At 71.8% G+C, this 10,804-nt stretch carries 12 protein-coding genes and 2 pseudogenes; 9 read left to right on the forward strand and 5 right to left on the reverse strand.

The features are described 5' to 3' along the window. Positions 1-148 precede the first annotated feature (148 nt). From J1M46_RS14430 to J1M46_RS14445, 5 genes are all read left to right on the forward strand, one after another. A complete protein-coding gene (locus tag J1M46_RS14430; RefSeq protein WP_206448415.1) occupies positions 149-421 on the forward strand; it encodes a hypothetical protein in 273 nt (90 codons plus the stop codon). 112 nt (positions 422-533) lie between these two features. Then, positions 534-656: a hypothetical protein gene (locus J1M46_RS15700; protein WP_274606950.1), complete on the forward strand. Its 123-nt coding sequence runs from the start codon at positions 534-536 to the stop codon at positions 654-656. A 3-nt stretch (positions 657-659) separates the two neighbouring features. Further along, positions 660-1,277: an FABP family protein gene (locus J1M46_RS14435; RefSeq protein WP_206448416.1), complete on the forward strand. Its 618-nt coding sequence runs from the start codon at positions 660-662 to the stop codon at positions 1,275-1,277. Continuing rightward, the gene (gene ygfZ, locus J1M46_RS14440) at positions 1,274-2,389 is read left to right on the forward strand and encodes a CAF17-like 4Fe-4S cluster assembly/insertion protein YgfZ (RefSeq protein WP_206448417.1); all 1,116 of its coding nucleotides are present in this window, start codon (positions 1,274-1,276) and stop codon (positions 2,387-2,389) included. Before J1M46_RS14435 ends, ygfZ begins: the two co-directional genes overlap by 4 nt. Before the next feature lie 26 nt (positions 2,390-2,415). Continuing rightward, the gene (locus J1M46_RS14445; protein ID WP_206448418.1) at positions 2,416-3,162 is read left to right on the forward strand and encodes a phosphoglyceromutase; all 747 of its coding nucleotides are present in this window, start codon (positions 2,416-2,418) and stop codon (positions 3,160-3,162) included. Between the two features lie 75 nt (positions 3,163-3,237). Here the strand turns inward: J1M46_RS14445 and phoU are convergent, their stop codons facing one another. Then, positions 3,238-3,969: a phosphate signaling complex protein PhoU gene (gene phoU, locus J1M46_RS14450; protein WP_206448419.1), complete on the reverse strand. Its 732-nt coding sequence runs from the start codon at positions 3,967-3,969 to the stop codon at positions 3,238-3,240. Positions 3,970-4,132: 163 nt separating this feature from the next. Between phoU and J1M46_RS14455 the strand changes: the two genes are divergently transcribed. Both J1M46_RS14455 and J1M46_RS14460 read left to right on the forward strand, forming a co-directional pair. Then, positions 4,133-5,281, forward strand: a complete 1,149-nt coding sequence (locus J1M46_RS14455) for an ATP-binding protein (protein WP_206448420.1) — start codon at positions 4,133-4,135, stop codon at positions 5,279-5,281. Next, complete coding sequence (locus J1M46_RS14460; protein ID WP_206448421.1) at positions 5,278-5,961, forward strand: response regulator transcription factor; 684 nt, start codon at positions 5,278-5,280, stop codon at positions 5,959-5,961. The genes J1M46_RS14455 and J1M46_RS14460 overlap by 4 nt, the downstream gene beginning before the upstream one ends. A 19-nt stretch (positions 5,962-5,980) precedes the next feature. Here J1M46_RS14460 and J1M46_RS14465 read toward each other — a convergent pair whose 3' ends face one another. Beyond that, the gene (locus tag J1M46_RS14465; RefSeq protein WP_206448422.1) at positions 5,981-6,442 is read right to left on the reverse strand and encodes a hypothetical protein; all 462 of its coding nucleotides are present in this window, start codon (positions 6,440-6,442) and stop codon (positions 5,981-5,983) included. Positions 6,443-6,656: 214 nt separating this feature from the next. On the opposite strand from J1M46_RS14465, the gene J1M46_RS14470 reads away from it, so the two are divergent. Continuing rightward, entirely contained in the window at positions 6,657-7,145 is a 489-nt protein-coding gene (locus J1M46_RS14470; protein ID WP_092915573.1) for a CarD family transcriptional regulator, read from the forward strand. 55 nt (positions 7,146-7,200) lie between these two features. Here the strand turns inward: J1M46_RS14470 and J1M46_RS14475 are convergent, their stop codons facing one another. Further along, positions 7,201-7,683 (reverse strand): DUF1648 domain-containing protein, encoded by a 483-nt coding sequence (locus J1M46_RS14475; RefSeq protein ID WP_206448423.1) that lies wholly within the window; start codon positions 7,681-7,683, stop codon positions 7,201-7,203. 41 nt (positions 7,684-7,724) lie between these two features. Between J1M46_RS14475 and ispF the strand changes: the two genes are divergently transcribed. Further along, positions 7,725-8,957, forward strand: coding sequence for a 2-C-methyl-D-erythritol 2,4-cyclodiphosphate synthase (gene ispF, locus J1M46_RS14480; RefSeq protein WP_206448424.1), 1,233 nt, complete (start codon positions 7,725-7,727; stop codon positions 8,955-8,957). Between the two features lie 126 nt (positions 8,958-9,083). Here ispF and J1M46_RS15955 read toward each other — a convergent pair. Both J1M46_RS15955 and J1M46_RS14485 read right to left on the reverse strand, forming a co-directional pair. After that, a pseudogene (locus J1M46_RS15955) lies at positions 9,084-9,341 on the reverse strand (hypothetical protein); the annotation flags it as partial. 94 nt (positions 9,342-9,435) lie between these two features. Next, positions 9,436-10,737 (reverse strand): annotated as a pseudogene (locus J1M46_RS14485) (DUF222 domain-containing protein); the annotation flags it as partial. Between the last annotated feature and the right edge of the window lie 67 nt (positions 10,738-10,804).

The following is a 10,804-nucleotide window of genomic DNA, read 5'->3' on the forward strand; positions in this document are numbered from 1 at the left end:
GCCCGCCGCCGCGGTGTGCGCCCCCACGCGCCCTCCGCCCCGCAGGTATACGGCGGTTTGCGCGAAAACCCCGGCGGCGCGAGCAACGCGCCGTATACCTGTCGAGACGCACCGAGCACCGCAGCCGCGACTGCGACACAATGGCGGCATGCGCAAGGCGATGACGTGGCAGTGGGCGAGCGTGTGGCCCGTGTGGCTGCTCGCGGCGCTCGGCGCGGTGCTGGTCGCCGTGCTGCAGCCGACCGACGGCATCGTCTGGCTGCCGATCGTGCTGGGCACGTGCACGCTGACCGCCTTCGCGATCCAGCTCGGCGGCCCCACCGTGCCGGGTCTGGTCGACCGGCTGGCGGCCGCGCTGTTCGGCGCGATCGTGGTGCTCGCGGTGGCGAGCGCCATCCTGGTGCCGTTCACGGCCCTGTAGCCTCCGCCGCTCACGGCCCTGTAGCCTCCGGCGTTCACGGCCCTGTAGCCCCCGGCGTCCACTGCCCTGCAGCCTCCGGGCAGACATCCGAGAGAGCGGTTAGGATTGAGACATGGATGCCATCCCCGTCGTCGCCCTCGAGATCTTCTTCCTCGGCCTGCTCGGCCTCGCGATGCTCGCCATCCTCGGCGTCTCGTTCGTCGTGGTGCGCAACCTCTTCCGGGGTCAGCGCTAAGCGATGCTCGAGCTCGACCCCACGCTCCCCGCCGAGCTGGGCCCACTGCAGTGGCTCATCGGCACCTGGGAGGGCACCGGGGTGCTCTCCTTCCCCGTCGGCGAGCGCACGGTCGAGCAGGAGTTCGGCCAGCGCGTCTCGTTCGCGCACCACGGGCAGCCCTACCTCAGCTATGAGGCCTACGCCTGGCAGCTCGACGACGAGCTGACGCCGCTGGCGGCCGAGAGCGGCTTCTGGCGCCTGGCGCGCCCGGCGCACGACGCCGACGCCGGCCCCGGCATGCTGCCGCCCGAGGGCGATCCCGCCTACGGCGACGCCGAGGCGGTCGAGGCGCTGCGCCGCCCCGACGGCGGCTTCGAGCTCCAGGCGCTCATCTCCCACCCCACCGGGGTGGCCGAGCTCTACCTCGGCACGATCGCCGGCCCGCGCATCGACCTCGCCACCGACGCCGTGCTGCGAGGTGCGAGCGCGAAGGAGCACAGCGCATCCACCCGCATGTACGGGCTGGTCGAGAACCACCTGCTGTGGGCGTGGGATCTCGCCGCGCTCGGCCAGAGCCTCGAGAGCCACGCCTCCGGCCGGCTCGCCCGCGTGACACCGAGTGAGGCGAACGAAGCATGAGCACCGACCTGAGCACCACCACCGACCCGAGTGCCCCCGGCGCCGCCCGCCGCATCGCCGCCGCACTGCCCGACGCCGTGCTCGACGAGGCCACCGGGCTGCCACTGCACGTCGGCAACCCGATCGCCGAGCAGCGCCGCCTGCGGGCAGGCGGCCTCGTGCTGCTGCCGCGCGACGTGCTGCGGCTGAGCGGCCCCGACACGCTGCCGTGGCTCGACTCGATCACCAGCCAGGCCCTCGAGCAGTTCGCTCCGGGCGCCTCGACCGAGTCGCTCGTGCTCTCGCCCGAGGGTCGCATCGAGCACGTGATGCGGCTGCATCAGACGGCGGATGCGCTCTGGGTCGTCGTCGACGCCGGCACCGGTGATGCGCTGGAGACGTGGCTGACGCGGATGCGCTTCTACAAGCAGGTCGAGATCGAGCGGCCCGAGGTGGTCGTCGTGGGCACCGCGGGCGGGCCGTCCGCCGAGCTCGCCGGCGCGCCCGCCTGGGTCGACGGCTGGCCGGAGGTCGCTCCCGGCGGCGTGCGCTACGGCGAGCCGACGGGGGAGCCGTGGCGCTGGTCGGAGCTCATCCTCACGCCCGCAGAGGCCGAGGGTATCGCGAGCGACCGCTTCGTCGGCTCGATGGCGGCCGAGGCGCTGCGCATCGCCGCGGGCAGGCCGTCGCTGGCGGAGGTCGATGAGCGCAGCATCCCGCACGAGCTCGACTGGCTGACCACCGCGGTGCACCTCGCGAAGGGCTGCTACCGCGGGCAGGAGACGGTCGCGAAGGTGCACAACCTCGGTGCCCCGCCGCGCCGGGTGGTGCTGCTGCACCTCGACGGCAGCGAGAACGCGCAGGTGGCGCACGGCGACGAGGTGCTGGCCGGCGAGAAGCCCGCCGGTGCCGTCACCTCGGTTGCCATCCACGACGAGCTCGGCCCCATCGCGCTGGCGGTCGTGAAGCGCTCGACGCCCGCCGATGAGGATCTGATCGTGCGCGCCGCCGACGGCACGGCCGTCGCCGCCGGTCAGCAGGTGCTCGTGCCGCCCACCGCGGGCCACGCGAACCGCCCGCCGCGGCTGCCGCGCGTGGGCGCCGTCAAGCGCCCCGCCGCCCCACCCGCCTGAGCAGTCCGCACGGCTAGGCTGGCGGCATGACCGAGCGCACTCTGATCCTGCTCCGCCACGGCCAGTCGACCTGGAACGAGTCCAACCAGTTCACCGGCTGGGTCGACGTCCGTCTCACACCGAAGGGCGAGGGGGAGGCCAAGCGCGGCGGCGAGCTGCTGCGCGAGCGCGACCTGCTGCCCGACGTGCTCTACACCTCGCTGCTCACGCGTGCGATCCAGACCGCGAACATCGCGCTGGACGCCGCTGATTGGGACTGGATCCCGGTCAAGCGCTCGTGGCGCCTGAACGAGCGCCACTACGGCGCGCTGCAGGGGCTCAACAAGGCCGAGACGCTCGAGCAGCACGGCGAGGAGCAGTTCATGCTCTGGCGCCGCTCGTTCGACACCCCACCGCCGCCCATCGACGACGACAGCGAGTACTCGCAGGTGAACGACCCGCGCTACGCCGACATCGACGGCGAAGTGCCGAAGACGGAGTGCCTGAAAGACGTCATCGAGCGCTTCCTGCCCTACTGGGAGTCGGACATCACGAAGGATCTCGAGGCAGGCAAGACCGTGCTCGTGGTGGCGCACGGCAACTCGCTGCGGGCGCTCGTGAAGCACCTCGACGGCATCTCGGACGACGACATCGCCGCCCTCAACATCCCCACAGGCATCCCGCTGCTGTACCGCCTGGGCGAGGACAACATGCCGCTGGGCCCGGGGGAGTATCTCGACCCGGAGGCCGCCGCCGCCGGCGCCGCCGCCGTGGCGAACCAGGGCAAGCACTAGCCCGGTCGAGCACCAGTTGCGAACGACGGAGCGGGCCCGCGCGATGCGGGCCCGCTCCGTCGTTCGTCGTCGCCGTCAGTCGGAGGTCTCGAGCGGATGCACGGGTGCCGCGGGGGCGGCGGGCTGCACCGGCTCAGGGGCCATCTCGGCGTGCGCGTCCTCATCGCCGACCCAGTCGCCGGTCGCGAGGTACTGCACCTTCTTGGCGATGCCGACGGCGTGGTCGGCGAAGCGCTCGTGATAGCGGCTGGCGAGCGTCGCGTCGACGGTCGTGTGCGCGGCGCCCTCCCATGCGGTGCCCAGCACGTGCGAGAAGACCTCGCGGTGCAGCCGGTCGACGTTCTCGTCCGACTCCATCAGCCGCTCGGCGAGCGAGAGGTCCTGCGTCTCGAGCAGGTCGCGCAGCATCTTCGCGATCTCGATGTCGTGCGCGCCCATCTCGGCGAAGGTCGGCTGCAGCGACTCCGGCACCACCTGCATGGGGAAGCGGTAGCGGGCCAGCAGCGCGATGTGCCGGGCGAGGTCGCCCATGCGCTCGAGGGAGGCCGAGATGCGCAGTGCCGAGACGACGATGCGCAGGTCGCGGGCGACCGGGGACTGGCGGGCGATGATGTCGATCGCGAGCTCGTCGAGCGATGCGGCCTTGTCGTCGATGACCGGATCGGTGGCGATGACCTGCTCCGCGAGCTGCACGTTCGAGTCTCCGAACGCACGCACAGCCGACTCGATCGAGACGACCACGTGGTTGGCGATGTCGACGAGGCGCTCCTGCACCTCGGCGAGCTCCTGCTGGAAAACGTCGCGCATTGCTTCTGCTCCTGTTGCTGCGCCCGGGGCTGCATCGGGACCGGGCACGGGTCGAACCCCGAGTGTTCCGCTCCTAGGTTACCGTCGGGTGTCCGAAGGCTGAACGTCGGGTGCACCGTCCCGATTCCGCGGATCCATTCGCCGGCACCGATACGCTCGTGGAGTGGATGCGTCTTGGTACGTGCTCCTCGCCATCCTGCTCGGGTTCGCGATCGGAGCGGCCTCCGTGCACCTGCTCGGCCTGGCCGCCCAGCGCGGGCGGCAGGTGATGGCGATCGCGAGCGAGCCGATCCCGGATGGCATCACCGCCATGGTGCACGTGCTCGAGTCGGCGGGCGTCGTGCTCGACGGCTCCAACCAGGTCATCGTCTCCTCGCCGGGGGCGCAGGCGCTCGATCTGGTCGAGGGCAGGACGCTGCGCGCGCACGAGATAGCGGATGCGGTGCGCCGGGTCTGGAGCACAGGTGAGGCCGAGGTGCTCGACATGACGCACCGTCGCGGCCGCCTCGGCGGCGGCCACGACGTGCAGCTGCGCGTGCGGGTGGCCCCGCTGGGCAACCGCTTCATGCTGGTGCTCGCCGCCGACCGCACCGAGGAGCTGCGGCTGGCGGGTGTGCGCCGCGACTTCGTGGCGAACATCAGCCACGAGCTGAAGACGCCGATCGGTGCGCTCACGGTGCTGGCGGAGGCCATCGAGGCAGGCGCCGAGGAGCCCGAGCGCGTGCGCTCCTTCGCGCAGCGCATGCAGGTGGAGGCAGACCGGCTGGGTCGGATGACCAAGGAGCTCATCGACCTCTCGCGCATCCAGGCCGACGACCCGCTCGACCACGCAGACCGGTTCCCTATCGCGCAGGTCGTCGACATCGCGGTCGACCGCAACCGGGTGCTGGCCGACGCCAAGCGCATCCGCATCATGCCCCGCGTGCTCGAGGATGCCGACGTGCTCGGCTCCGAGGAGCTCGTGACGATGGCCGTGCAGAACCTGATCTCGAACGCCGTGCAGTACTCGCCGGAGGCGACGCACGTGGGTGTCGGGGTGCGCGTCGTCGACGGGGTCGTCGAGGTGGCGATCACCGACAAGGGCGTCGGCATCCCGGCGGAGGAGCAGGAGCGCGTGTTCGAGCGCTTCTACCGCATCGACCCGGCGCGCAGCCGGGTGACGGGCGGCACCGGCCTCGGTCTCAGCATCGTGAAGCACGTCGCCGCCAGCCACGGCGGCGAGGTCTCGCTCTGGTCGCGCCCCGGTCAGGGCTCGACGTTCACCCTCCGGCTGCCCGCGGCGGCCGGCCCCGCTCACAAGGAGATTGCATGACGCGCATCCTGATCGTCGAGGACGAGCCGGCGCTCGCCGAGCCGCTGGCCTATCTGCTCGAGCTGGAGGGCTACGAGACGGCGCACGCCGAGGACGGCGACGCCGCAGTGCGCATGTGGGAGCAGGAGGGCGCCGACCTGGTGCTGCTCGACCTGATGCTGCCGCGCCGCAGCGGCACCGAGGTGTGCCGGTACATCCGGCAGAGCTCGCAGGTGCCGATCATCATGGTGACCGCGAAGGACAGCGAGATCGACACGATCGTCGGGCTCGAGCTGGGTGCCGACGACTACGTGACCAAGCCGTACTCGTCCCGGGAACTGGTGGCGCGCATCCGTGCCGTGCTGCGCCGCCGCGCGGTCGACGAGGAGGGCGAGGACGACTCGGTGGTTGAGATCGGGCGGGTGCGGCTCGATTCCGACAGCCACACCGTGCACGTCGCGGGCTCCGAGGTGGCGATGCCGCTGCGCGAGTTCGAGCTGCTCGAGTACCTGATGCGCAATGCAGGTCGCGTGCTCACCCGCGGTCAGCTCATCGACCGGGTGTGGGGCAGCGACTACTTCGGCGACACCAAGACGCTCGATGTGCACATCAAGCGGCTGCGGGCGAAGATCGAGGAAGACCCCTCGAGCCCGACGCGCGTGGTGACGCTGCGCGGGCTCGGCTACCGCTTCGAGCGCTGAGAGCGCTCGCCGAGCGGGTCTACTCGGCGGAGGGTGCGAGCGTCTCGTAGCCGACCATGTCGGTCGAGATCGTGGGCACGCGGAGGCCGGACGGCTCGGCGCCGTCGGCCTGGAACGAGACGTTGCGCAGCTCGCCCAGCACGAGGTCGCTCGGCGCCGGGACGACGATCTGCTCCCCGTCGAAGCCGAAGGTCGTGACGCCCTCGCCGACGCGCACCTGCTCGCTCGCGTCGTCGACGCGCACCTGCACGACGGTCGGCTCGCCGTCGTTCGTGAAGGTGACGGCGAGGTTCAGGGCGTCGCCGTCGGGAGCGCCGACGAGCATGGCGTTGTGGATCTCGACCGTGCCGGTGGCGCCCGAGACGCCGTCGGAGGCGTCGTAGTCGATCGTGGTCGCCTGCGGCGTGAGGATGTTGCATCCGGTCGCGGCGATGGCGACGACGACGGCTGCGGCTGCTGCTGCGGCGAGACGAGGCTGCACGGGGACCCTTTCGACAGGTGACGCTGATGGCCCGCTGGTGTGCGTGGCGCGGTCGCGATCGAGTCTACTACCGGCGGCCTCGCGTGTGCGCGAGCGGGCGCGCAACTGGGGCTGCGGCGTTCGCGCGGGGCGTGATTCAAGCACCTCCGGCGGGCGTTGGCGAGCGACACGCTGTGATAAAATCAAGGTTCTGGGCTAGGACGAGGAGCATTCGATGAACTTTGAGGTCGGAGAGACTGTCGTCTACCCGCACCACGGTGCCGCGACGATCACCGAGGTCAAGGTGCGCAAGATCAAGGGCGTCGAGATGACGTACCTCAAGCTCAACGTCGCACAGGGCGGCCTCACGATCGAGGTCCCCGCCGCGAACGTCGACATGGTCGGCGTGCGTGACGTCATCGGCGAGGAGGGCCTCGACAAGGTCTTCGAGGTGCTGCGTGCCGACTTCACCGAGGAGCCCACGAACTGGGCCCGTCGCTACAAGGCGAACGTCGAGAAGCTCGCGTCCGGTGATGTCATCAAGGTGAGCGAGGTCGTCCGCGACCTCTCGCGCCGCGACCAGGACCGCGGCCTCTCGGCCGGCGAGAAGCGCATGCTGGCGAAGGCGCGCCAGATCCTGGTGAGCGAGCTGGCGCTCGCGGAGAAGACCGATGAGGATGCCGCCTCGGCGCGCCTCGACGAGGCGCTCGCCCCCGCGAGCTGACCCGCAGAGACCCAGCGAAGGCGCCCGAGCCGCGAGGCCGGGCGCCTTCGTCGTCCTACGCCGCGCGCAGCAGCCGCACGATGCCGACCACGATCACGACCAGCATCCCGGCGCCGCCGATCCACAGCAACGGCGCGACGGGCATGCCCACGAGGCTCAGCGCGATGCCGGCGAACAGCATGACCATCGGCACCATCAGCCACACCAGCATCCGCTCGCCCTCCCGGTAGAGGCGCTGCGCGTTCTCGTCGGTGACGGGCACCGGCAGGTTGAACCAGCGCGGCTTCGTCGACAGCCACCCCATCGCGGCCGGCAGCAGGACGGAGACGGCCACCAGCGCGAGCACGCTCGACTTGTCGCCCCAGGCGTCGGGAGTGCCGGTGACGTCGAAGTGGGTCGGCACCGTCTGCGGCATCGCCGGGTAGAGCAGCAGCACCCAGCCGGCGACGGCGACCGCGGCGACGAGCGCGGCGATGCGCACGGTGCGGGTGAGCGCATCCGTCGTGTAGGTGCGGGCGGGCCGCTGCGACCTGGGCATCGTCACCAGGCTACCCAGCCGCGCCGCCATAGGCTGTCGCTGTGACCGAGACCGCCGTGATCGTCGTCGCCGCCGGCAGCGGCACGCGCCTCGGCCGGGGCGTGCCCAAGGCGTTCGCGCAGCTCGCCGGAGCGACCGTGCTCGAGCACGCGCTGCGCGATCTCGCCTGGCTGGCAGCGCGCATCGTGGTGGTCGTGCCGAGCGGCTACGAGGCGGATGCGTCGACGATCGCCGTGCGGGCCGGCGTCACCGCGCAGGTGGTCACCGGGGGCGCGACACGGGCCGACTCGGTGCTGGCTGGGCTCGCGGCGGCGGGCGACGTGCGCTTCGTGCTCGTGCACGACGCGGCCAGGGCGCTCACGCCGGCGACGCCGTTCGATCGGGTGCGCGCCGCGCTGGAGGCGGGCGCTGTGGCCGTGGTGCCGGTGCTGCCGGTCGTCGACACCGTGCGGGTGGTGGACTCGGGGCACCCCGCTGGCGCGCGTGAGACCGGTGGTGCCGATGAGACCGGCGGTGCCGATGAGACCGGCGGTGCCGACGAGACCCTGGGCGCGATCGTCGACCGCTCGACGCTGCGGGCGATGCAGACGCCGCAGGGCTTCGACGCGCAGATGCTGCGCCGCGCGTACGAGGCGGCCGGGGAAGCCCGTGCGGACTCGACCGACGACGCGCAGCTCGTGCAGGCGCTCGGCGAGCCGGTGGTGGCGGTGCCGGGCGACGAGCTCGCCTTCAAGATCACGACCCCCGCCGATGCGGAGCGGGCCGAGGCGCTGCTGCTGGAGGCGGGCATGGCGGGATCAGGTGCGGACGAGCTCAGGACCGGCATCGGCGTCGACATGCACGCGTTCGGCGGCGACGGCGCGCTCTGGCTCGCCGGCCTGGAGTGGGAGGGGCAGCCTCTCGCGGGTCACTCCGACGGCGACGTCGTCTGCCACGCGATCGTCGATGCGCTGCTGAGCGCGGCGGGGCTCGGCGACATCGGTGGGCTGGTCGGCGTCGACGACCCGCAGCACGCGGGCGCGCGTGGCGAGGTGTTCGTGCGGGCTGCGCTCGAGCGGCTCGGCAGCGAGGGCTGGACGCCCGTGAACGTGGCCGTGCAGGTGCTCGGCAATCGCCCGCGCATCGGCCCGCGCCGCGACGAGGCGCAGCGGGTGCTGAGCGCGATGCTCGGCGCGCCGGTCAGCGTCAGCGGCACCACCACCGACGGACTGGGCGCCACCGGTCGCGGCGAGGGCGTGCAGGCGATCGCGACGGCGCTCATCCGCCGCCGGTAACCGCGGCGCACGCGATAGCGGTCCGGAGCTCGAGCGGCCCGCCTCAGCATGCTCAGCGCCTCGGCGTTCGGGTCAGACGGCTCGCGTGCGGGCGCGCAGGCGCGTGCGGCGTCCAGATGGTCGGTCTCAGAAGGGTGTGTCCACCAATGGTGGCGCGTTCGGGAGGCTGGGCTGGGTGCAGGTCATGCTGCCCCAGAAGGTGTCGTCGGTGGCGGTGAAGCGTGGCCCTTGGGGCTCGGGTTCGCTGCGGAGCACGATGCCGAGGGGGCTGGTGAACTCGAGCACGCCGTCTTCGAGCTGCTGCACGGTCCAGGCGGTGGCGTGCTTCATCGTGTGATGCCGGCGGCAGAGGTGGGCGAGGTTGCCGATGGTGGTCGCGCCGCCGGCGTCCCAGTCGTGGGTGTGGTCGACGTCGGCGCGGTAGACGGGGTTGTTGCAGCCGGGCCAGCGGCAACGGCCGTCGCTGCCGGCGGCAGAGGTGGGCGAGGTTGCCGATGGTGGTCGCGCCGCCGGCGTCCCAGTCGTGGGTGTGGTCGACGTCGGCGCGGTAGACGGGGTTGTTGCAGCCGGGCCAGCGGCAACGGCCGTCGCGGGCGCGCAGCCAGCGCCGCATGGCCCGGTTGGGCCGGTACGTGTCGACCGTGACCGGGACGCCGGTGACGGGGTGGAGGAAGAGCCGCTCCCAGGTGACGGTCTCAGCGGCGAGCATGCGGACGGTGTCGACATCGACGAGGATCTCGTCATCCAGCAGCGCCGGGAACGGCTCCTGCCCGTGCGCGTCATCGTGATCGTGCAGCAGCGCGGTCGCGGGGATCGTCACCACCACCGTCGCGGTGATGCCGTTCACGCCGCGCACGCCGCTCGTGTCATCCGGCACCATGCCGCGGGTGAGGAGATCCAGCACGACGTCGGCGCGGTACTGGTCGAAGGTGCGCGGGTCGTCCTTGGGCTTGCGGCGAGCGGCGTCGGTGGCGCGGTTGTAAGCGGCCTTCGCGGCGACAGCCAGGCAGCGAACGCCCAGGAACGCCATCCCGTCGCCCTCGTCCTGCAGGAACAGCTCCCTCGTCTCGCGCGCCCGGTCGTGGCGCTGCTGCAGCGGCTCGGTCAGCACCCGATCGACGATCCGCTTCGCCCGTGAGCGCAGCTGCCCAGGGGTCGTGGTCTCCGCCATGGCGACGAGCTCCTGCTCGACCCTCGTCCGCTCTTCGGCGTCGATGGCGGCGTCCAGGCGCAGCGCCTCGGTCTCCTTCTCGATCGTGCGCAGATGACCGCTGTTGATGCGGCCGGCCCGGTGGGCGTCGTGCGCGAGCGGCAGCTCCGTCACCATGCGGGCGGCGGCGATCAGGCGCCGCTCCATCGTGCGATCGGAGAGGCGCAGCTCCACGGCCAGGTTCGAGGCGGTCTCGCGCAGGTTCGTGTCGAACACGCCAGGCTCGTCCTGCAGCCGCGCGAACCGCGCTGCCAGCAGCTCTCGCTCGGCCGCCTCCAGTCGAGCGCGCTGCACCTGCAGGGCGCGGGCACGGCCGACGAACTCGGACTCCGCGCGGAAGCGGACGGCGTGCTCCGACTCGATCGGACCCGGCAGCGGCGGAAGCTGCATGCGGCCCGCGGCCACCTCGTCGAGCTGCTCGTCAGTCAGCGCCATCAGGCGTTCGGTCCAGTCGCGATCGTACGCGTCCAGCGACTCCTGCAGCTCCTCCGCAGTGTGCCCGTACGGGTCGATCGCGCCGGCACGGACAGCATCGATGTACCCCTCCGCATCCATGCCGTCCTCGAACATGCAGGCATTCAATCAGCGGCCACTGACATGGGAAGAGAGATTCGAACGGGGTGTGGAGAACTCGCGG

The organism is Agrococcus sp. KRD186 (assembly GCF_017168255.1).
Lineage (GTDB): Bacteria > Actinomycetota > Actinomycetes > Actinomycetales > Microbacteriaceae > Agrococcus.